The sequence below is a fragment of the Yoonia maricola genome (assembly GCF_002797915.1).
Classification (GTDB): domain Bacteria; phylum Pseudomonadota; class Alphaproteobacteria; order Rhodobacterales; family Rhodobacteraceae; genus Yoonia; species Yoonia maricola.
Map to the genome: position 1 here is coordinate 521,699 of NZ_PGTY01000001.1, position 21,420 is coordinate 543,118.

Below are 21,420 nucleotides of genomic sequence, written 5' to 3' on the forward strand. Positions count from 1 at the left end.
CCTTTGCAGTAGTTGTAAAAGCAGTAGTGCGCTGAATTGTCCCAAACTACCTGTTATTTTCCGACACGTCCACGATCATGACCGACCTGTCGTTGCTTGTGTTCCTGAATTGTTCTAATAAAGTTTATGGATGATTTGCCACTTCAGAAACCGTACCGCACGCCGGGGCGGGCGGCGGCCTCTAACCCCGACGTGCGTTTTGATATTCTGCGGGCAGAGGCCGTTGACGACGGCTGGGAGCGAGAGGATGAACTGCCCGTCTTGCGCACCGAAGTGACAGACGAGATGGCCCGGTCTGTTATCTCCAAAAACACATCCCCTGATCTGTCTTTTGATCGATCAATCAATCCTTACCGCGGGTGCGAGCATGGGTGCATCTATTGCTATGCGCGCCCAAGTCATGCGTTCCTGGGGCTGTCGCCGGGTTTGGATTTTGAAACGAAACTGATTGCGCGTCCGAATGCAGCGGCACAGCTGCGTAAAGAGCTGTCAAATCCGCGCTATGCGCCAAAGATGATTGCGCTTGGCACCAATACAGACCCCTATCAGCCGATCGAGAAAACACGCAAGATCATGCGTGAGGTGTTGGAGGTGCTGCGTGATTTCAACCATCCGGTTGCGATCGTCACCAAGGGGACATTGATTGAACGAGATATTGACATTCTGACGCCGATGGCCGCGAAAGGCCTTGTGCGCGTTGGCATTTCAATCACGACGCTTGATTGCGCAACCGCGCGCGCGATGGAACCGCGGGTGCCGATGCCCGCGGCCCGTTTGCGCACGATCCGGCGCTTGACGGATGCAGGCATACCTGTGCGGGTTATGGTATCGCCGGTGGTGCCCGCGCTGACCGATCATGAATTAGAGGCAATACTGGCAGCCGCGAAAGAGGCAGGGGCCGTCGCGGCTTCATCCATCATGCTGCGTCTGCCGCGAGAGGTCGCAGGGTTGTTTCGGGATTGGTTGGCGGAACACTATCCCGACCGGGCCGCGCGCGTCATGGGTCGGGTGCGCGAATTGCATGGCGGCAAGGATTACGATCCTGATTTCGGCAAACGGATGGTCGGGCAGGGCGAATGGGCTGCGATGATGCAACAGCGGTTCAAGCTGGCCACAAAGAGGCTTGGTTTGGACAGGTCACTGCCGCCTTTGCGTATCGATCTTTTTGCAAAACCAGCGGCACCGGGTGATCAGCTTGCGCTTTTTTGAACTTGGGCCTGTTGGCAAGGGCCTATCCAACTGACTTTAAGGTCAGGACCCTAAGAGCGCCGCCGTCTGCCACGGCGCGGGGATGCTTCGGGGCCTGCACCATCTGTGCCGTCGGATGCAGAGGAAAAGCCGCCGAGCGCTGCTGCAATAGTATCGAGCGTGGGTGCGGCACCTTTGGGTCGGGTTTCCAGTGCATCGCGCATGGCGCGCAAATGTTCGGGCGTTGTGCCACAGCACCCGCCGATAATTCTGGCCCCGCAGTCGCGCGCGAGCACAGCATAATCGGCCATCAGGGCAGGGGTGCCATCATAATGGATATGACCATCGTGATACTTTGGGATACCCGCATTGCCCTTTGCGATGATCGGCAGCGTTGGACCACCAGCGGCAAACCCCAGAACGGTACGCAGCAAATCAGATGCGCCCACGCCGCAGTTTGCGCCAAATCCAAGTGGCTGATGCGCCAGCTTGCTCACCTTCTTGACCATATCGGCAGAGGTCAGCCCCATCATAGTGCGGCCTGCGGTGTCAAAGCTCATTGTGCCGCACCAAGGCATGTCGGCCAATGCGAATGCTTCGGCGGCGGCGGCAAATTCTTCGGCTGCGCTGATCGTTTCAACCCAGAGCACATCTGCGCCGCCCGCCTTGAGGCCCTCGGCCTGTTCGTGAAACATTTCAACCGCGATTTCGTGGGTCAGGCTGCCCATGGGGGCCATGATCTCGCCCGTTGGTCCGACAGAGCCTGCCACCACAATAGACCGACCGGACGCATCAGCGACCTCGCGCCCCAGTTCAGCTGCCGCTTTATTCAGCTCTATCACACGCCCTTCAGCGCTGTGCAGCTTGAGCCGTGATGCGTTCGCGCCAAAACTGTTCGTCAGGAAAATATCGCTTCCTGCATCAGCCGCCCCTTTGTAAAGGGCGATGATCTTGGAGGTTTCATCGACGTTCCACATCTCGGGTGCGTCACCAGACATCAGACCCATGTTAAACAGGTTCGTGCCTGTGGCACCGTCCGCCATCAACCAATCGCGTGTTTCAAGCAGGGTTGAAAGGGCATTGGTCATGGCTGGTTCCTGATGGTCATAAATATGGGCGTCGGTTCTCACGTCTCGACGTCTTGTGCAATTGCAAACCTTACATGTTCATTATGCAAAAAAGTGATAAACCGCGCTTGATGAGCGCGGTTTTGATTGCTTTACCTGTCAGGTATATGTCGTCCTAGACTTCGTCCATCAGTTGCGCTTTGGCTTCTGCCATCAGTTCAGCCATCTTGGCGCGGATCGTGGCCTCATCGGCTTTATTGCCCAAGTCGCCAGAAACCTTACGATAAACGTCTTCGTGGCCTGCCTCTTCGAAGTCGGACTTGACCACTTCTTTGGCGTAATCTTCTGCATCGCTGCCTGATTTGCCCAATAGTTCTGCTGCCCAAAGCCCAAGCAATTTGTTACGTCTTGCGTCCGCTTTGAACTGCATTTCTGCATCGTGGGCGAATTTGTTTTCAAACGCATTTTCGCGATCGTCAAAGGTGCTCATGGGTTCGGCCTCTTGATTGGAACATCTGTTGTTTATGATATGCCCATCCCGGTGCTTGCCCGCAAGGGGGGCTTGCACTATGACGCGCATATAAGCAGTCCGATTGGGGTTGCGCGCACGGGGCAAGGGGTCAGCATGGCACGCCGTAAGAAGATTTACGAAGGCAAGGCAAAAGTTCTGTATGAAGGCCCTGAGCCAGGTACTTTTGTCCAGTATTTCAAGGATGATGCGACCGCTTTCAACGCCGAGAAGAAAGAAGTCATTGAAGGCAAGGGCGTGTTGAATAACCGTCTGTCGGAGTTCTTCATGACCGGCCTTGGCAACCTGGGAGTCCCTACGCATTTTATCAAACGCCTGAACATGCGCGAGCAGTTGATCCGTCAGGCCGAGATTATTCCGCTTGAGGTGATCGTGCGCAATTTTGCCGCCGGCACCATGGCAAAGCGTATGGGCATGGAAGAGGGCACCGCCTTACCGCGCCCGGTTGTCGAGTTTTCCTATAAAGACGACAGCCTTGGTGACCCGCTGGTTCCCGAGGAATACATCATTGCATTCGGATGGGCCTCGCAGCAGGAAATGGACGATATCGTCAGCCTCGCGCTGCGCGTGAACGACTGGATGTCCGGTGTTATGTATGGCGTTGGCATCAAACTGGTCGATTTCAAGATCGAGATTGGCCGCGTCTGGGACAATGACTTCCAGCGCTTAATTTTGGCCGATGAGATTAGTCCCGATAGTTGCCGTTTGTGGGACATCGAAACAGGTCAGAAGCTGGACAAAGACGTGTTCCGCCGCGATCTGGGCAATCTGACCGACGCCTATACCGAAGTGGCCAAGCGTCTGGGTGTCATGCCATCCAATGTAACACACGCGGCTGCCAAACCCACCTTGATCAACTAAAGGACGACGACCCTATGAAAGCCCGTGTACATGTGATGTTGAAAAACGGTGTTCTGGACCCACAGGGGGAGGCTGTACGCCATGCCCTTGGCAGCCTTGGTTTTGATGGGGTTGAAGGTGTCAGACAGGGCAAGGTGATTGAACTGGATCTGGCCGATGGCACGTCAGAGGCCACAATTGGTGAGATGTGTGAAAAGCTGCTCGCCAATACAGTGATTGAAAGCTACCGCGTGGAGGTGCTGTGATGCGCGCCGCCGTCATTGTCTTTCCCGGATCAAACTGCGATCGCGATATGGCTGTGGCGCTGAGAGCGGCTGGCGCTGATGTCAGCATGGTCTGGCACAAGGATGCAAGTCTGCCCGATGGCGTTGATCTGGTTGCCGTGCCGGGCGGATTTTCCTTTGGGGATTATCTGCGCTGTGGTGCGATTGCCGCTCAATCCCCCATTTGCAAGGCAGTTGTAGCCCACGCAAATCGCGGCGGGTATGTCCTTGGTGTATGCAACGGGTTTCAGGTTTTGACGGAAACGGGCCTTTTGCCCGGTGCTTTGATGCGCAATGCAAACCTTAAGTTCATCTGCAAAACAGTTGATCTGAAGGTGGAAACTTCCGCCTCGGCGTTCACTGAAGGCTATAATGCGGGCGATCTGGTAGGCTATCCTGTCGCCCATCACGATGGCAACTACACGGTTGATGACGCCACGCTGGCAACGCTCACATCAGAGGACCGCATCGCTTTTAGCTATGGTGATAACCCGAACGGGTCTGTTGCGGACATTGCGGGTGTCCTGTCTGAGAACCGTCGTGTCCTTGGCATGATGCCGCACCCGGAACGTGCCGTTGACGAAGGCCACGGCGGCACTGACGGGCAGGCGCTTTTCCGCGGGTTAGTCGGGCAGTTCGCGCAGGCCTGATCTGCTTGCTTGCCGCAAATTCACTGTCCGCCTAGACTATCCGCATGATGGGGTTTGCAAAGAGATCTAGAAACAAGAGCCGGGGCAGGTGGTACTTGCGCCTTGCTGTGCTTGTGATCAGCCTTCTTGCGGTCATTGTCATTTATGTCTCAAATCAACTTCTGACCCAGCGGTTTACCGAGACGATCAGTAATCGTTCAGAAGTGCGCTTGGCGCTCTATGTGACCAACTTGATGAATGAATTGCAGCGTAACTCGGTTGTGCCGCAGCTGCTGTCGCGTGATCCAGAACTGATCAACGCTTTGGAAGGCAACAACTATTCACAATCAACCGCGCGGTTGCTGTCTTTTGTTGATGAAATCGGGGCGGCGTCGCTAACCTTGCTTGACCGGGACGGGCGGGCGGTTGCGGCGACGGACCGAAATGAAATCGGCGCGGTTCATCGCAATACCCCTTATTTCGTGGATGCCCTGCGTATCAACCAGACCGTTTACACCACCTACCTGAATGACGACGGTGCGTATTCATACGTCTATTCCCGCCGGATCGAGGTAGGGGACAACTTGCTTGGTGTCATCATGGTGGAGGTGGACGGACAGCGGCTGGAGCGCGGCTGGGCGGGTGTGTCTGACGCTGTGCTCGTGATGGATAGCGAAGGCACGATCATCATGGCAACCGAACCCCGTTGGCGTGGTCTGGTCGAGGAAGACGCGCTGGCCCGTCAATCCGCCCCATCCGCAATTGAGCGCGCGATCCGCGCAACCCAAGGCTGGGCCGCACTGCCAGCGGATGCCTATTTGCGGGGTGAGGCCGTATTGCGCAAGGAAATGCGGGTGCCACATCAAGGCTGGCGCATGGTGAATTTTACCACCTATGCTTCCGTGCGTGAGCGGGTGAACGGGATTCTGGCGCTAGAGGTGATGGGATTCGCAATCCTTCTGGCGCTTCTCTTTTGGACGACATCGCGGCGTACCGCGTCGCGTCTGGTGTTCTTTCAACGCGAGTCAGCAGAGCTTCGCGCATTGAACCGCAGGCTACAGCGGGAAATCGCCGAACGTGAAAAGGTCGAAAAGACCCTCGAAGTGGCCGAACAGACCATCGCGCAATCATCGAAACTGGCGGCTTTGGGCGAGATGTCGGCCGCCGTCAGCCACGAGTTGAACCAGCCTCTCGCTGCAATGAAAACCTACCTTGCTGGCGCGCGGTTGCTGTTGCAACGCGACCGACCAGAAGAGGCGCTGTCATCCTTCCAGCGCATTGATGACCTGTTAGAGCGGATGGGTGCCATTACGCGCCAGTTGAAGTCTTACGCGCGCAAGGGCTCAGAGGCGTTTGAGCCTGTAGATACAAGGGCTGCGGTGTCCACGGCACTTGCACTGATGGAGCCACAATTGAAAACGCGCGACGTCAATATTGTCCGTACATTACCCAATGAGCCGGTGATGATCATGGGTGATAGGCTGCGGCTGGAACAGGTCATTATCAACCTCTTGCGCAATGCATTGGACGCGACAAAGACGGCTGCCAATCCAACCATAGAGATTTTGCTGGCCGCCGGTGACACAGTCAGCATTCAGATTCGTGACAACGGTGAAGGCATCGAAAACCTAGATGATCTATTCGAACCATTTTACACAACGAAACAACCTGGTGATGGCGTCGGTCTTGGGCTTGCTATCTCTTCGGGCATCGTGAACGATTTGGGCGGGCGCCTGACTGCACGCAATGCGGTTGATGGCGGGGCTATATTCGAGGTGCAACTGCCAACCATAAAGCAGGATGTCGCCGCGGCAGAGTAAGGAAGACGAACATGAGTAAGGCCATGAAGATTGCAATTGTTGATGACGAAAAGGATATGCGTCAGTCGATTTCACAGTGGTTGGCGCTGTCCGGTTTCGATACCGAGACCTTCGCCTCCGCGGAGGATGCGCTCAAAGGATTGGGTAACGACTATCCCGGCATCGTTGTGAGCGACATCAAGATGCCCGGCATGGACGGGATGCAGTTTCTCAAAAAGCTGAAAGGCGTTGATAGCTCTTTACCGGTCATCATGATTACCGGTCACGGTGACGTGCCTATGGCGGTTGAAGCGATGCGCGTTGGGGCATTTGATTTTCTGGAAAAACCCTTCAACCCCGATCGTATGACCGAACTGGCCAAAAAGGCCACATCCGCCCGCCGTCTGACCCTTGATAATCGTGCGTTGCGCAAGGAACTGTCGGATGGCTCTGCCTTGATCAAGAAGCTGATCGGCCAGTCGCCCCCTATGGAACGCTTGAAAGAAGATATCCTTGATCTGGGGCAGGCTGATGGTCATGTGCTTGTCGAAGGTGAGACCGGGACCGGGAAAACGTTGGTCGCTCATGCGCTGCATGCTGTGGGTGCGCGTGCCAGCAAGAAATTTGTCCTGCTCAGCTGTTCAGCCTATGACGAAGAAACCCTGAGCCGTATCATCTTTGGTCCGACCAATGATGATGAGCCGATCCCAGCGATGGAGGAAGCGCGTGGCGGCACGCTGGTGCTTGAGGATATCGAAGCGCTGAGCCATTCGCTGCAAGCGCGTTTGCTGACGGCCATCAATAACCAGGGCACCCCTGCAGAGACGCGGATTGTGGCGATTTGCAATCTGCAAGAGCAGGATCAAACCTGCGAAAGCGTGCTGCGGCCGGATTTGTTTTACCGTCTTGCCGCCTTGCGTATCACGGTGCCGCCTTTGCGCCAGCGTGGTGAAGATATTCTAACGCTCTTTACCCGTCTGGGTGAACAGTTTGCCGATGAATACGGTTGTGATGCGCCTGAGGTCAGCGCGCAAGAGGCCGCGCAATTGCTGCAAGCACCATGGCCGGGCAATGTGCGCCAATTAATCAATGTGGCCGAACGGGCTGTGCTGCAGAATCGCCGCGGGACCGGGTCAATCGCGTCGCTGTTGATGGCTGATACCGAAGAAATGAAGCCTGCGATGACAACCGAAGGCAAGCCGCTGAAGGAGTTCGTTGAAGCCTTTGAACGGATGCTGATCGACAACACCATGCGTCGCCACAAAGGATCAATCGTGTCAGTGATGGAAGAGCTTTGTCTGCCACGCCGGACGCTGAACGAGAAGATGGCCAAGTATGGCTTGCAGCGGTCTGATTATTTGTAGGGCTTTGGGTGCGTCGTTTTGATGGGCTGCAACGTTGTCAGACGTAGACAACGTATGCGACTGCCAGCATCGTGATTGGGATTGCAAAGAGCGCGACATTCAAACCGAGGGTAATTTTCTTAAGGCGAGCTTCTGCGCGCTCTTGTTGATCTTCTCGGCGGCCGGGCAAATCCTTCAGTAACGATACAATCATCCGTGCCGCCAGAACGCTTACCATTGCAGCCGCAGCGACCCCAATCCAGAAATTGCTGGTCGCATTGGGGTCGTTGGGATCGGGCAAAACCCCGCCAACGATGGCAGGTCCGAAAGCGGCACCGAGTGCGACAACCGCAGTTAATCCAATGACGATCCCTTTAATCAATGGCGATTTCATCGGTTTTTATCCTGTAACATTGGATTGGCATAACCGTCACCGCTATAGAAGGTCAAATTGTAGGCGCCGTGCCAGAGCGGGTTTGACTGGTGTGGTCGCAAGCTCTGATCCGCACATCAGATGAAATTGCCATTGTAATGCAACCCCTTCCTCCCTTATGTATTGGGTACGGATGCTCGCGCAGCAGTTGCGCGGTGACAGCCGATAGAGTTTCTCTGTTGCGCTTTTGAGTGTATATCAAGGCTAACAGCTGATTTGATCCCTCGGGATCAGGAGAACGCCACGGATCGTGTGATACCACCGACCGGGCCATGAATGGGCTTCGCCACTGGGTGAGGTCGGAGAAGAAACGCGATGCAAAGCGCGCAGAACATGAGGCACAATGCAGCCGCCCCAAGGGGCGCTGGCACGGCCCGCGCGCAGATCGCCTTAATCAGACATGTAACACGGACAACAGCGCCCCCAGGGGCGCCCCCGCGGTTATGTGCGAACGGACAAAATGCCAAAGAAAATGCTAATAGATGCCACACACGCGGAAGAAACCCGCGTTGTTGTGGTCGACGGAAACAAAGTCGAAGAATTTGATTTCGAAAGCCAGTTCAAGCGTCAGCTTGCCGGCAACATCTACCTAGCCAAGGTAACACGTGTAGAACCATCGCTGCAGGCAGCGTTTGTTGACTATGGCGGCAATCGCCATGGGTTCCTGGCTTTTTCGGAAATCCACCCCGATTATTATCAAATCCCGGTCGCTGACCGCGAAGCTCTGATCGCCGAAGAAAAAGCCTATGCCGAAAGCCTCAAGGCCGAAGCAGACGCGGAAGACGAACAGCCAAAACCAAAACGTCGCCGCCGCAGCAAGGCAAAAGCAGCCGAGGTTGCGGGCGATGACGCGGTTGTAACGGCCGAGGTTGAGACGCCTGAGGATGAAACCTCTGGCGATATCGCCGGTATGGAAACCATTGATCTTGACGATAGCGAAGAGGGCAGCTCGCCCATGGAGCTGGTCGCTGAGACGCCTGTAGACACGCCTGCCGCTGGTGAAGATGAAGATGACGAAGATGATCAGCCAAAGGCCGATCCCAAGTCAAAAGACGACACCATCGAAAGTGTCGCAGAAGAAGACGACTCAGACGATGTGCGCCCTGTGCGCAAGCCGCGCCCCAAGCGGTACAAAATCCAGGAAGTCATCAACGTCCGTCAGATCCTGCTGATCCAAGTGGTGAAAGAGGAGCGTGGCAACAAAGGTGCTGCGCTGACGACGTACCTGTCATTGGCTGGTCGCTATTGCGTGTTGATGCCAAACACCGCGCGTGGCGGTGGTATCAGCCGCAAGATCACCAATGCCGCCGACCGCAAAAAACTGAAAGAGATCGCGAACTCCATGACCGTGCCGGAAGGCGCAGGTCTGATCATCCGCACCGCTGGGTCGCAGCGCACCAAGGCCGAGATCAAGCGCGATTATGAATACCTGCAACGCATGTGGGAACAAATCCGCGAATTGACGCTAAAATCGACGGCCCCGGCCAAAATCTACGAAGAAGGTGATCTGATCAAACGCTCGATCCGTGATCTTTACTCTAAAGAAATTGATGAGGTGATCGTCGCAGGCGAGGCGGGCTATCGTACCGCTAAGGACTTCATGAAAATGATCATGCCGTCCCACGCCAAGAACGTGAAATTCTACACCGAACAACTGCCGCTTTACGCGCGTTATCAGGTCGAGGGTTATCTGAACGGGATGTTCAACCCGACGGTGCAGCTGCCATCAGGTGGTTATATCGTGATCGGGATCACCGAGGCGCTGGTGGCGATCGACGTCAACTCTGGCCGCGCGACGAAAGAAGGTTCGATTGAGCAGACGGCGACGAAGACCAACCTTGAAGCCGCTGATGAAGTGGCACGCCAGTTGCGCTTGCGTGACCTTGCGGGTCTAATCGTGATCGACTTTATCGATATGGATGAGCGTCGCAATAACGCGGCTGTTGAGAAGCGTTTCAAGGAAAAACTCAAGACAGATCGCGCCCGTATTCAGGTGGGCCGTATCTCGGGCTTTGGTCTGATGGAAATGTCGCGTCAGCGTCTGCGCCCGGGCATGTTGGAAGCCACGACACAGATGTGTTCGCATTGCCATGGCACCGGGCTCTTGCGGTCGGACGACAACGTTTCCTTGTCCATCCTGCGTGCTTTGGAAGAAGAGGGCGTGCGCGGAAGATCGAAAGAGGTGCTGATCAAAGCACCGATCACGATTGCCAACTTCCTGATGAACGGCAAGCGCGAGCATATCGCCGATATCGAAGCGCGATACGGCATGTCTGTGCGGATCGAATGCGACCCGACGCTGGTGTCCCCGGATTATGCGATTGATAAGTTCAAGACGGCGACACGGATGGTCCCTGATGCGGCCCCCGTAGTGACCTCTGCCGTGATGATGGACGATGATGAGGATGAAAACGCCGGAATTATCGTTGATGCGAATGAGGCCCCGGCCGAGGCTGCGGAAGGCGAAGAACGGCCTAAACGCAAGCGTCGTCGCCGTCGTCGTCGTCGTGGTGGCGGTGGCAATGGTGAGAACCAAAATGGGGACAACCAGAACCAAACGGCTGACACGGAAGACGCCAAAACTGATGCGGAGCCGCAAGAGGCTGCTGTAGAAGTCACTGCTGCGGAGGTGACGGAAGAGGCACCTGCGCCGGAAGAAAAACCAAAGCGCACGCGGACACGTCGTAAGAAAGCCGAACCTGCAGCTGAGGAGGCAGCCCCTGCTGACGAACAGCTTGCCGAAGAGGTTGCGGAAGAAAAACCTGCGCCGAAAAAGCGGACCCGACGCAAGAAAGCCGATCCTGTGGAAGACGCACCTGCGGTTCAGGCAGAGGCCGAAGCGCCTGCGCCTGCCGCTGAGGAAAAGCCAAAGCCCAAGCGCCGTAGCCGTGCCAAGCCCAAGGCGGACGCAGCCAAGGTTGAAGAGGCGGCGGAGGTTGTCGCCGAAGCACCACCCGCTGCATCTGAACCAGCACCCGCGCCGGAACCTACAACCGAGGCCGCGCCTGTGGCGGATAAGCCGAAACGCAAAGGCTGGTGGTCGTTGGGCCGCTAGTGGCGGGTTGCGTTGTTATTACCGGGGGCTGCGGCTTTCTTGGCGCGGCCCTCGCCAAACGCATCGCAGAAAATGGTGTGAGCCTGCCGGATGGTCGGTTTTTGGATGCGCCGGAAATCCACCTTTGGGATCGGCCAAACACATTCGTGCCGGCGCTGCCAAATACCAGCTTTCACGCCATCGATATCGCCGACAGATCGGCTGTGCTTACCGCGATGCCGGATGATACCGTGCTGATCTACCATCTTGCTGCTATCGTCAGCGGGCAGGCCGAGGCGGGTTATGACCTTGGTATGCAGGTGAACCTTGGCGGTACAAACGCGATCCTTGAGGCGGCAAAAACTGTGGTGCCGGGCGTGCCCGTCATCGGTACATCGTCTTTAGCAGTTTATGGTTGTGACGCTACAGAACCGCTGACCGAAGCCACAGAAATCCAACCGCAAAACACCTATGGTGTGACCAAGGCGATGGCCGAATTGGTGATGGCAGATTATCGCAGGCGCGGCTGGGTCGATGCCAGAACGTTGCGCTTGCCCACAGTGACAGTACGCCCGGGCAAACCAAATGCTGCCGCATCTTCCTTTGCGTCCGCGATTATTCGTGAGCCGTTGCGCGGTATGCCTGCGATTTGTCCTGTTGATCCTGACATGGCGCTTTGGGTCGCCTCGCCTGATGCAGCAGTCGCGGCCTTATGCCATGCACAATCTGTCGCAAAAGATGATTGGCCGATGTTTGGTGCCGTCAACGTGCCGGGTCTGCGTGTTCAGGTCGCAGACATGATCGCCGCATTGCGCGCGCGGGCAGGCGATAGCACGGCTGACCTGATCGAGATGAAGCCCGATCAACGGATTATCGATATCGTTGGTACTTGGCCCACGCTATTTGATACAAGCCTTGCCAAATCGCTCGGCTTTCGCGGTGACATGGGGCTGGATATGATCCTCGATCAGGCCTTTTTAATGAAGTAAAGCTGGCCATCGGACGCCTCTTGCGTTCCGATCAATTCATGCCCGGCTTCCGCGCAAAAATGCGGCACGTCAACCACCGCCGCAGGATCATCCGCCAGCATGCGCAAAACCTGACCAGAGGTCAGTGCCTGCAAACGTTTGCGCGCTTTGAGAACGGGCAGGGGGCATAGCAGCCCTTTGGCATCAAGATCAGCGTCATAGGTCATGCGATGGACCTAGGTGCGATGTTACATTTTGTCCACCAAGTTGTGACATCATGGCCCGTGACCTATGGCCGTGGCTGCCATAGGAAGGGTGCAAAGGACAACCTGAATGCTTGATACAGCCCTGATCTTTGATGCAGCACTTCTGCCCGCAATGCTGATTGCGATGCTGGCCGGTATTCTGTCGTTTCTAAGCCCCTGTGTATTGCCTGTCGTCCCGCCTTATCTTGCCTATATGGGCGGTGTGTCAGTCAGTGAGATGGAAGAAACCAAGACCGCGCGCAAACGCGTGTTTGTCTCTGCCGTGTTCTTTGTCCTTGGCCTATCCACAATCTTTCTGCTTCTTGGACTGGCGTTTTCCACAATGGGGCGGATGATGTTGCAGGTGCAGGATTGGTTCATTGTCGTGGCGGGTGGGCTGATCATGATCCTTGGCGCGCATTTTGTCGGAGTGTTCCGTATTGGCTTTCTGGACCGCGAGTTGCGCGTTGATGCTGGCGATAAGGGTGGATCGGCCTTTGGCGCCTATCTTCTGGGGCTGGCGTTCGCTTTTGGCTGGACGCCCTGCCTTGGCCCAATTCTTGGCGCGATCCTGAGCCTTGCAGCGTCAGAGGCCAATGTGTCGCGCGGTACGGTTCTGCTCGCGGTCTACGCCTTGGGTCTTGGTATCCCATTCTTGTTGGTTGCCGCCTTTTTCCCGCGCTTGAAAGGCGTGATGGGATGGATGAAGCGCCATATGGATCGGATCGAAAAAGTGTCGGGCCTGCTTTTGTGGACTGTTGGCCTGATGATGATGACTGGTCAATTTGCCGCATTCAGTTATTGGTTGCTTGAGCGCTTTCCAGCGCTGGCCTTAATCGGTTAACGTGACGCCCAAAGCATTCGCAAGGGGCAGTAATGAGCGTGCAGTCAAGGCCGGTCAGTAAACGGCGTGTATTCCATATTCCAGGCTATGACCCCATGCCGCCGCGCCGCTATCGTGAGCTTTACCGCAGCGAAGGGGCGGCACAGGCTGATATCAGTGGGTACGAGATCGGGGTGAAGGCCGATACATCTGACGATACCTTTCGCTGGACCGTTGGGGCCCGGATTGATGGGCAATCTGTGCTGTCGCAGGTTGATGTGCTGGTCTGGGCCGATATCGTGCGCGAGAGTATGGCGCAATCGATCCCGGCAACGTATTGGCAGTTGGCGCAAACGGCATGGATCTACATCAGCACCGGCACGTTTCGCCGCCTCATGTGGATGCGCAAAGGACCAGTGATTGCAGCACTTTATCCGATTGTCATGCTGCTGGGGCAGTTGATTGCCGCACTTATTGCCGGTTCGCTGATTGGTGGTTGGGCGCAGAACTTGATCCTTGGTGCGCTGGCGCTGATCGGTGTAACCGAAGGGGGCTTTTTTAATGCCGTCGATTGGGTCGCCTGGATGATCGGCTGGGCGCTTTTTGTCGGCATCGTGGTGGTTCTTCTGCGTTGGTTCAAGGCGCGGGATAACAAGCTGTTTGCCTATTATCTGATGCATGACTACGCGTTTTCGGCAAAATTGCGAGGCGAGACGCCGCCGCAACTGCAAGAACGCATGAAAGCCTTTGAGGCCATCATCTCTGAGGCGCTGGCGATGGACGGTGACGAGGTTCTGATCGTCGGTCATTCCTCTGGCGCGCATCTGGCGGTGTCTATCATTGCTGATCTTGTTCGGGCCGGACATGTGCGGCCCGACGGGCCAAAGCTTGCGTTTCTGTCATTGGGGCAGGTCGTACCGATGGTGTCTTTCCTGCCGCGTGCGCGGCAGTTGCGCAGTGATCTGGCCTATCTGTCGACCTGCGACCAGATCACCTGGGTCGATGTATCCGCACCGGGCGATGGCTGCTGCTTTGCGCTTTGTGATCCTGTGACCGTGACGGGTGTTGCGCCAGAGGGTAAGCGCTGGCCCTTGGTCATCTCGGCGGCCTTCACGCAGAGCCTGTCGTCTGCACGGTGGAATGCCCTGCGGTGGCGCTTCTTCAGACTGCATTTTCAGTATCTTTGTGCTTTTGATCAGCCTAAAGACTATGATTATTTCCAGATCACGGCTGGCCCTGTGTTGTTGGCTGATCGCTATGCGGGACGTCAACCTTCGGGGTCGCGCATTCATGTGCCAGTGTCGAAATATACGTCGCTGATGCCATGACGGCGAGACCACCGAAACCGGCGTCACGGCCTGAAAACGTGTCACTGTGGCAATACATGCGCCTGTTTCGCAAAGATATTCTGTCGGCCCAGCCCGCCAAGCTTTATCGCGCGTGGATGGCCGAGTTCCGCACGCCGTTCTTTCGCAGCTATCTGGTGAATGATCCCGCCCTGATCAAACAGGTTCTGACTGAAACGCCGGACGTTTTCCCCAAATCGGGTCGCATTGCTGCGGGGCTGCGCCCCTTGCTAGGCAACAGTGTTTTTCTGACCAATGGGGAGGTCTGGAAACGACAGCGCCGGATCATTGATCCGGCCTTTGCCGGTGGGCGGTTGCGCGATACCTATGCGGGCATCTGTGCTGCGGGTGATGCTGGCGTGGCCCGGTTGGCCAAGAATGCTGACGGCACCCCGCAAGAAATTGAAGCGATCACAAGCCATATTGCGGCGGACGTGATCTTTCGCACTCTGTTTTCGATCCCGATTGAAGATAAGGTGGCGCAAGAGGTGTTTGAGGCATTCCGCGCTTATCAACGCAGCCAGCCGATCTTGAACCTTGCTGCCTTTGTGCGCGGACCGGCATGGATGCCGCGATTTTTTAGGTCAGATACCCGTGCGACGGCGCAGAAAATTCGCAAACTGATCACGCAATTGACGCAAAAGCGTTTAGATCTGATCGCGGCAGGTGATGCGCCCGACGATCTTGCCACCAAGATACTGACGACCAAAGACCCCGTGACAGGCGAAACCTTCACGCTTGATGAAATGGTTGATCAGGTCGCGATTTTCTTTCTGGCGGGCCATGAAACCAGCGCCTCTGCGTTGGCTTGGGCGCTTTACCTGTTGGCGACCCACCCCCAATGGCACAGCGCTGTTGCGCAAGAGGCGGCATCGTTTAGCGGCGCATTTGCTGAACTGTCCGATCTGAAACACACACGCGATGTGTTTCGCGAAACGCTGCGCCTTTACCCGCCCGTGCCTATGATGGTGCGCGAGGCGACAGAGGCACAGACGTTTCGGGGGCGGGATGTTGCACCTGGGGCGCAGGTTGTCTTGTCGCCCTGGCATCTGCATCGACACACCCGCCTGTGGGACAATCCCGATGGGTTTGATCCGGGGCGGTGGGCCACGGAGAATGGCAAGAGTTGCGCGCGCGATGCTTATCTGCCGTTCTCGGCCGGACCGCGGATTTGCACAGGTGCAGGCTTTGCCCAGATTGAGGGCGTGGTTCTGCTGGCGCGATTGCTTACCACTTTCATTTTTGAACCGGTTGAGGGGCGCGAACCGGTTCCCGTGGCGCATCTGACCGTACGCGCAAAAGACGGAATTTGGCTGCGAATCCGACCCCGCTGATCTGATTCTGTTTCGAAAATGCGTACAGAATGGGCATTTGTCGCCAAAATGGCTGTGCTTGGAAACGCAAATGTGGCCATTATGTTCTGGCGTTTTCCCGCTCAATTGCGTGAAATCCTTTAAAAACAGAAAGTTAAGTGGTGTATGTAACGTTTAACGAAAAATGGCAGAATTGCATGGTTGCCTGATTTGTGTCATACCAATATTAACAACTTAAGTTGGCCCCCAGATGGAGACCGCAGTTAATGACAATTTCACTTCCAGGTTCCTCGAAGAAGGGTCTGACCGGACTTTTCAAGCGTAAGGCAGACCAGAAATCAGCATCCCCCACAGCCAAAAGGCAATTGGGCGGTAATGACATCGCGAAGTTGTTTGACAAGAAGGCGCGTACGGCCAAAGCGGTGAAGCCAGCCAAGCTTAGCGATACCGAGATCAACGCAAGTGAACAGCTGTCAAATTTACGTGGTGCACTTTACTCTGACAAGTGATCGCCGCGCAGCGCACGTTCAAGCACAAAGATACGTATCGCAGAAGCAAGCCCGAGATCACCTCGGGCTTCATCTATTTTAGCAGCAAGCCCATTGATCGTTTCGCCATCTGCCGTTGCGCAATCGCGGAACGCGTCCCAAAAAATATCTTCCAGCGACACACTGGTACGGTGCCCGCGCAAAGTGAGTGATCTTTTGACGGGGCGACGGTGTGCCATCAGTCGTCTTCGAACTTGAGCTGCGCAAGCCGATCACTGGCTTGTTTATCTCGCGCCGCATCAAGCACCTTTTCAGCTTTGGTGCGGCCAAAGCGGACGGCATTCGCATCCGCCTTGGCTTTCGCATCGGCCCTTGTTCTGGCTTTGCGCGCTTGGTTCAGGTTAGCCGGCTTCATTTGGGGCCGATCATCTCCTCTGGGCGTACGACCTTGTCAAAAGTCGCCTCATCCACAAAGCCCAGCTTGATCGCCTCTTCTTTCAGTGTTGTGCCATTTTTATGCGCTGTCTTGGCCACGGTCGTGGCGTTGTCATAACCGATGGTGGGGGCGAGGGCTGTGACGAGCATCAGTGATTCCCGCATCAGCTTTTCGATCCGGGTCTCATCGGCCTTAATACCAAGCACGCAGTTATCTGTGAATGTCACAGAGGCATCACCCAAAAGCTGCATAGATTGCAACACGTTATAGGCCATCATTGGCTTCATTACGTTCAGTTCAAAATGCCCCTGCGAACCGGCGAAACCGACTGCCGCATCATTGCCCATCACATGGGCACAGACCTGCGTGAGCGCTTCAACCTGTGTTGGGTTCACCTTGCCTGGCATTATCGAGGAACCGGGTTCGTTTTCCGGCAACATCAACTCGCCCAGACCACAACGCGGGCCAGAACCCAGCATGCGGATGTCTGCCGCGATCTTGTAAAGGCTGGCAGCGACGGTCTTCAACGCGCCGGACATTTCGACTAATGCGTCATGGGCTGCGAGTGCTTCGAACTTGTTCGGGGCAGTCACGAAAGGCAGACCGGTGATCTGCGCCATATTGGCCGCAACAGTTTCGCCCCAGCCTTGAGGTGTATTCAGCCCGGTGCCAACCGCTGTGCCGCCCTGAGCCAGTTCATAAATGGCGGGTAGGGCGGCTTTGATGCGGCGGATCCCCATAGCAACCTGATGGGTATAGCCAGAGAATTCCTGTCCCAAGGTCAGCGGTGTCGCATCCATTGTATGGGTACGGCCAATCTTGATGATGTCGTTAAACTCTGCCTGCTTTTGCTCAAGGGCGGCATGCAGTTTTGCCAAGCCGGGCAGCAGGACGTCATGCGCGGTCATTGCAACCGCGATATGCATCGCGGTGGGGAAGGTGTCGTTCGAGGACTGCCCCATGTTGCAGTGATCATTCGGATGCACCGGGTCTTTTGACCCGATCGTGCCACCCAGCATCTCAATTGCGCGGTTCGAGATGACCTCGTTGGCGTTCATGTTCGATTGCGTGCCAGACCCAGTCTGCCAGACAACAAGCGGAAAGTGATCATCAAGCTTGCCCGCAACCACCTCTGCGGCGGCGGCAATAATCGCGTCAGCGCGATCGGCGTCCAGTTTGCCGCGCTCTTTGTTGGCCATTGCACAGGCTTGTTTGATCACGCCCAACCCGCGCACGATCGCGACGGGTTGTTTTTCCCACCCGATGGGGAAATTCATGATCGACCGCTGGGTTTGGGCACCCCAGTACCGGTCGCTGGGGACCTCCAATGGGCCAAAGCTGTCGGTTTCTGTGCGTGTATCAGTCATGATGATCCCCTGTGGCTAAGTCATAAGACCTATATGCAGCAGGGGTCCAATTCGCAATATCGCAATCCTTATGCGAGATGCACGAACTGCGCGCCTTGACCAATCGGTTTGCCGCCGGCGATTCCACGCAAGGTCGCTTCTATCGCGGCACCATCGGCACCATGGTAGTAGAAGAACGTGTAGCGTTCGCCTGCGTTGCTGCCACCATAGCTATAGCCCTCACCAAGGGCCGCGACGATCTCTTCGCTGAATGCGTCGGGGTCAAAGTCCTCATATGCGCTGTCTGGCAGCCCTGTTCCGTCCAAGCCCACGCCAACCACGCTTACGGTGCCAAACTGCTTGAGCACCTCACCATCGTCATTGAGGAACTGTGTGTTTTTAGGTGCTCCAAGCTCTGTCAGAATTGCTTGCAGCGCGGTCAAGTGCGCCTCTGACAGGTCCGGCAATGCGATTTCAAGGTCGCAAAACTGTATCTCCCCGTCTGCGTCCATCATGGTGCCGCCTCCCGAGACCTCTCCCTCACCGGTGGCCTCAAAGCGCTCTTCAAGGGGTTCTTCCCAGAACTCTAGCCGTTCTAGCGGGCCGATCTTGAGCGGCAACCGCACTGTCAAGAAAGCTGGTTCAGCCATGTCTTACCTTTGATATGATGAAGTGTTGGGCGTTTACTTGCGGAATTGATCCAGGCTGACGACTTCGGCTTCTTTCGGGCCGTCATCTTCAGGTTCATCCGGTTCGACCATTTCGTCCATTGGCGCCTCTTCGTCGTTGGCCAATACGGTGTCGTCATCTTCGTCCTGTGTTTCAAACCGCAGGCCGAATTCGACGGATGGGTCGACAAAGGTTTTGATAGCATCATAGGGGATATACAATGTCTCGGGGTTGTCGCCAAAGTTCAGGGTGATCGTAAACCCTTCATTCGTGACGTCCAGATTATCAAACCAATGCTGGATCACCACGGTCATTTCACCGGGGTAACGGTCAGAGAGCCAATCGGCGATCTCGACATCGGGGTGCATCGTATCGAAGGTCACAAAAAAGTGGTGCTGACCGGGAAGCCCATTTTTTTGTACATCGGTCAAGACTTCCTGAATAAGCCCACGCATGGCGCGGTGCATCAGATTCCCATAATCAATCGTACTGGTCACAATCCAAATCTCCCCGATTGGTAGGACTACCATAAGGGATTCGATGCCGGTTGAAAGGGGGCGTGTCAGATCATGCCGGTTGTGGCGGATACGCTCAGGCTGAGTGCTGCTGAAACAAGCAGGACAAGAGGCAGGGGCCAATGCCGCCATAGCACAAGTACGCCGGTAATACCGGCAAGTCCAAGGGCCAAAGGTTGCAGTGTCATCAGATTTGGCCAGATCGTTTGGATCGGTCCCGCAGATATGTTGCTGACCTCGGCAAAAAAAACATGCAGGGCGAACCACAGTGACAGGTTGGCGATGACACCTACTACCGCTGCCGTGATGGCGGCCAGCGCACCGCGCAGGCGCGGCCGCCCGTCCAGCCAATCGATCAGCGGCGCACCGGCAAAGATCCAGATAAAGCAAGGCACAAACGTCACCCAGAGTGTCAGTGCACCAGCCAGCAGCGCCAAAGATACGCCGCCCTCGGCCAATCCTGCAATCATGGCGACGAATTGTGTCACCAGGATAAGCGGACCGGGTGTGGTTTCCGCCAACCCCAGCGCGTCCATCATTTGCGGGGTGGTCAGCCATGCGTAGGACACAACGACTTCTTGTGTCATATAGGCCAAGACAGCGTAAGCGCCGCCGAATGTGACGACTGCGAGGGTTGAAAAGAACACTCCGATCTCTTGCAGAAATGTGTTGCCCGAAAGCGCGATTATCCCAAAGGGCGCGGCCCAGATCGCCGCGCCAATCAGGATAATCCTCATGCTTTGCCGCATCGTACCCGATTGAACCTTACGGGCTGCGGCCTCTCCCGGTTGGCCCAAAGCGCCGATGATCGCTGCCAAAAGGATAACCAATGGAAAGGGTAAGGCGAAAAGGAAGAGCGCGATGAAAGCGAAGGTCGCGAGGATCATATGTGCGGGTTTGATCAGCGCGCGCTTGGCGATCTTGATCAATGCCTCGATCACGATGATCACCACCGTCGCCTTCACTCCAAGAAACAGGGCCTGCACGATGGCCATGTTACCGTAAGATCCATAGGCCAGTGCCAGCGCCATGATCACAACAGCACCCGGCAGCACGAATAGCCAACCACCGATCAGCCCGCCTATAATCCCGTGCCGCTTCCACCCTGCATATGTGGCCAGCTGCATCGCCTCTGGTCCCGGTAGCAGCATGCAAAAGGACAAGGCGCGCAGGAACTGATCTTCACGCAGCCATTGACGTTGTTCGACCAGTTCCTTGTGCATCAACGCGATTTGAGCCGCAGGCCCACCAAAGGACAAAAGCCCGATGCGTCCAAAGACGCGGATTAATTCGCCAGTCATGTATCGTGACCTTCACCTTGTCCATCACGCGCCCATCGATACAAGGCATCGTAAAGTAGCATCCCTGCATCCAATTGTGCGGTATCATCACGAAACATACGTGACAAACCAACCGATACCGCAACGCGATTTGCTTAGCCGAAAATACGGCTGATCTCGCGCAGGATTTTGGCGCGGATGGTTTGGGGGTATTCGCGGTGGGTCCGGGCCGTCATGACAAAGCCGTCGCGGGTGATGACCGCACCCCGGAAAAAGTTTGTGATTGCCAAACCCATCGATTCGATCGCGATGCCATTTATGGTGACCCCGGCGCGCTCTGCTGCGTTACGGGCCGCACGTACATCAGACCCGCCATTGGGTGTGCCATCGCCCGAGACATCTATGACATTGCGGTTGCAGCCCGTCACTTGATCAAACAGCCCCAGCGAAAAATAGATCGCCTCGGCTGGGGCGGTATCGGACAGTACAAAGGCCCGTTCCATTAGGCGTGCCTTTTGTGCAAATGCTTCAACATCCAACGCAGTGCGCATCTGGGTCCATGGGATGGAAATTGTCTGTTTATCGACACCGGACCATTGCACCACAGCCAGATAATTTTCGCCGGCCACCATCGTCTCGATAATCTCGGCGTCGCGTAGTGCGTCGGCCAGCCCATCTGTCTGTAGCCGATACTCTGCCATATCAATCGAGTTGGAGACATCTATCGTAAGGATAAGTGCGGTGTCGCATGCCTGTGACATGACGGGGAACACCGATAAAAGAGATACAAAAGTAAGCCGCAACATCAGCTTATCGTGCGCAGAGCAAGGTTTTATTGCAAGCCA

Annotated in this window: 23 protein-coding genes and 1 pseudogene; 12 read left to right on the top strand and 12 right to left on the bottom strand. The window is 56.0% G+C overall.

All coding sequences use genetic code 11. The features are described from left to right. The first annotated feature begins 126 nt into the window (after positions 1-126). Positions 127-1,209 (top strand): PA0069 family radical SAM protein, encoded by a 1,083-nt coding sequence (locus BC777_RS02620; RefSeq protein ID WP_100366605.1) that lies wholly within the window; start codon positions 127-129, stop codon positions 1,207-1,209. A 50-nt stretch (positions 1,210-1,259) separates the two neighbouring features. On the opposite strand, the gene bmt is transcribed toward BC777_RS02620, so the two are convergent. Then, positions 1,260-2,276, bottom strand: coding sequence for a betaine--homocysteine S-methyltransferase (gene bmt, locus BC777_RS02625; protein WP_100366606.1), 1,017 nt, complete (start codon positions 2,274-2,276; stop codon positions 1,260-1,262). A 154-nt stretch (positions 2,277-2,430) separates the two neighbouring features. Further along, on the bottom strand, positions 2,431-2,745 hold the full coding sequence (locus BC777_RS02630) for a DUF1476 domain-containing protein (protein WP_100366607.1): 315 nt from the start codon (positions 2,743-2,745) through the stop codon (positions 2,431-2,433). Between the two features lie 135 nt (positions 2,746-2,880). Between BC777_RS02630 and purC the strand changes: the two genes are divergently transcribed. From purC to BC777_RS02655, 5 genes are read left to right on the top strand one after another with little or no spacing between them, the layout of a single operon-like run. Further along, complete coding sequence (gene purC, locus BC777_RS02635; protein WP_100367966.1) at positions 2,881-3,645, top strand: phosphoribosylaminoimidazolesuccinocarboxamide synthase; 765 nt, start codon at positions 2,881-2,883, stop codon at positions 3,643-3,645. A 14-nt stretch (positions 3,646-3,659) separates the two neighbouring features. Then, the gene (gene purS / locus BC777_RS02640; RefSeq protein WP_100366608.1) at positions 3,660-3,890 is read left to right on the top strand and encodes a phosphoribosylformylglycinamidine synthase subunit PurS; all 231 of its coding nucleotides are present in this window, start codon (positions 3,660-3,662) and stop codon (positions 3,888-3,890) included. Beyond that, positions 3,890-4,558: a phosphoribosylformylglycinamidine synthase subunit PurQ gene (gene purQ / locus BC777_RS02645; RefSeq protein WP_100366609.1), complete on the top strand. Its 669-nt coding sequence runs from the start codon at positions 3,890-3,892 to the stop codon at positions 4,556-4,558. Before purS ends, purQ begins: the two co-directional genes overlap by 1 nt. 47 nt (positions 4,559-4,605) lie before the next feature. Next, positions 4,606-6,357, top strand: a complete 1,752-nt coding sequence (locus tag BC777_RS02650; protein WP_100367967.1) for a sensor histidine kinase — start codon at positions 4,606-4,608, stop codon at positions 6,355-6,357. Positions 6,358-6,368: 11 nt separating this feature from the next. Next, positions 6,369-7,700, top strand: a complete 1,332-nt coding sequence (locus tag BC777_RS02655; protein ID WP_100366610.1) for a sigma-54-dependent transcriptional regulator — start codon at positions 6,369-6,371, stop codon at positions 7,698-7,700. A gap of 37 nt (positions 7,701-7,737) precedes the next feature. Here BC777_RS02655 and BC777_RS02660 read toward each other — a convergent pair whose 3' ends face one another. Continuing rightward, the gene (locus tag BC777_RS02660; protein WP_100366611.1) at positions 7,738-8,073 is read right to left on the bottom strand and encodes a hypothetical protein; all 336 of its coding nucleotides are present in this window, start codon (positions 8,071-8,073) and stop codon (positions 7,738-7,740) included. Between the two features lie 499 nt (positions 8,074-8,572). Here BC777_RS02660 and BC777_RS02665 point away from each other — a divergent pair, with 499 nt between their 5' ends. Beyond that, positions 8,573-11,167, top strand: a complete 2,595-nt coding sequence (locus tag BC777_RS02665; protein WP_100366612.1) for an Rne/Rng family ribonuclease — start codon at positions 8,573-8,575, stop codon at positions 11,165-11,167. Then, positions 11,149-12,135, top strand: a complete 987-nt coding sequence (denD, locus tag BC777_RS02670; protein ID WP_168769060.1) for a D-erythronate dehydrogenase — start codon at positions 11,149-11,151, stop codon at positions 12,133-12,135. The genes BC777_RS02665 and denD overlap by 19 nt, the downstream gene beginning before the upstream one ends. On the opposite strand, the gene BC777_RS02675 is transcribed toward denD, so the two are convergent. Beyond that, the gene (locus BC777_RS02675) at positions 12,114-12,341 is read right to left on the bottom strand and encodes a sulfurtransferase TusA family protein (RefSeq protein ID WP_100366614.1); all 228 of its coding nucleotides are present in this window, start codon (positions 12,339-12,341) and stop codon (positions 12,114-12,116) included. The genes denD and BC777_RS02675 overlap by 22 nt on opposite strands. A 106-nt stretch (positions 12,342-12,447) precedes the next feature. On the opposite strand from BC777_RS02675, the gene BC777_RS02680 reads away from it, so the two are divergent. The 4 genes from BC777_RS02680 (at position 12,448) to BC777_RS02695 (ending at position 16,350) form a co-directional block, all read left to right on the top strand. Then, entirely contained in the window at positions 12,448-13,203 is a 756-nt protein-coding gene (locus tag BC777_RS02680) for a cytochrome c biogenesis CcdA family protein (RefSeq protein WP_100366615.1), read from the top strand. 32 nt (positions 13,204-13,235) lie between these two features. After that, on the top strand, positions 13,236-14,510 hold the full coding sequence (locus tag BC777_RS02685; RefSeq protein ID WP_100366616.1) for a hypothetical protein: 1,275 nt from the start codon (positions 13,236-13,238) through the stop codon (positions 14,508-14,510). Next, positions 14,507-15,862 carry a cytochrome P450 gene (locus BC777_RS02690; RefSeq protein ID WP_100366617.1) on the top strand — a complete coding sequence of 452 codons (1,356 nt, stop codon included), beginning with the start codon at positions 14,507-14,509 and terminating at the stop codon, positions 15,860-15,862. The genes BC777_RS02685 and BC777_RS02690 overlap by 4 nt, the downstream gene beginning before the upstream one ends. Positions 15,863-16,107: 245 nt before the next feature. Continuing rightward, complete coding sequence (locus BC777_RS02695; protein WP_100366618.1) at positions 16,108-16,350, top strand: hypothetical protein; 243 nt, start codon at positions 16,108-16,110, stop codon at positions 16,348-16,350. Here the strand turns inward: BC777_RS02695 and BC777_RS02700 are convergent. The 8 genes and pseudogenes from BC777_RS02700 to BC777_RS02735 all read right to left on the bottom strand — a co-directional run bounded on the left by BC777_RS02700 (position 16,335) and on the right by BC777_RS02735 (position 21,381). Next, positions 16,335-16,568 carry a ribbon-helix-helix domain-containing protein gene (locus tag BC777_RS02700; RefSeq protein WP_100366619.1) on the bottom strand — a complete coding sequence of 78 codons (234 nt, stop codon included), beginning with the start codon at positions 16,566-16,568 and terminating at the stop codon, positions 16,335-16,337. The two genes, BC777_RS02695 and BC777_RS02700, sit on opposite strands and share 16 nt — an antisense overlap. Further along, a complete protein-coding gene (locus BC777_RS02705) occupies positions 16,568-16,744 on the bottom strand; it encodes a DUF4169 family protein (protein ID WP_100366620.1) in 177 nt (58 codons plus the stop codon). The genes BC777_RS02700 and BC777_RS02705 overlap by 1 nt, the downstream gene beginning before the upstream one ends. After that, positions 16,741-18,132 (bottom strand): class II fumarate hydratase, encoded by a 1,392-nt coding sequence (gene fumC / locus BC777_RS02710; RefSeq protein WP_100366621.1) that lies wholly within the window; start codon positions 18,130-18,132, stop codon positions 16,741-16,743. The genes BC777_RS02705 and fumC overlap by 4 nt, the downstream gene beginning before the upstream one ends. A 68-nt stretch (positions 18,133-18,200) precedes the next feature. Further along, positions 18,201-18,761, bottom strand: coding sequence for a hypothetical protein (locus BC777_RS02715; protein WP_100366622.1), 561 nt, complete (start codon positions 18,759-18,761; stop codon positions 18,201-18,203). A 33-nt stretch (positions 18,762-18,794) separates the two neighbouring features. Further along, entirely contained in the window at positions 18,795-19,277 is a 483-nt protein-coding gene (locus BC777_RS02720) for an SspB family protein (RefSeq protein ID WP_100367968.1), read from the bottom strand. 65 nt (positions 19,278-19,342) lie between these two features. After that, positions 19,343-20,596 carry a chromate efflux transporter gene (chrA, locus tag BC777_RS02725; protein WP_100366623.1) on the bottom strand — a complete coding sequence of 418 codons (1,254 nt, stop codon included), beginning with the start codon at positions 20,594-20,596 and terminating at the stop codon, positions 19,343-19,345. Then, positions 20,593-20,730, bottom strand: a pseudogene (locus BC777_RS19490) (sulfurtransferase); the annotation flags it as partial. The gene chrA and the pseudogene BC777_RS19490, both read right to left, overlap by 4 nt. Continuing rightward, on the bottom strand, positions 20,731-21,381 hold the full coding sequence (locus tag BC777_RS02735) for a DUF1194 domain-containing protein (RefSeq protein WP_100367969.1): 651 nt from the start codon (positions 21,379-21,381) through the stop codon (positions 20,731-20,733). Between the last annotated feature and the right edge of the window lie 39 nt (positions 21,382-21,420).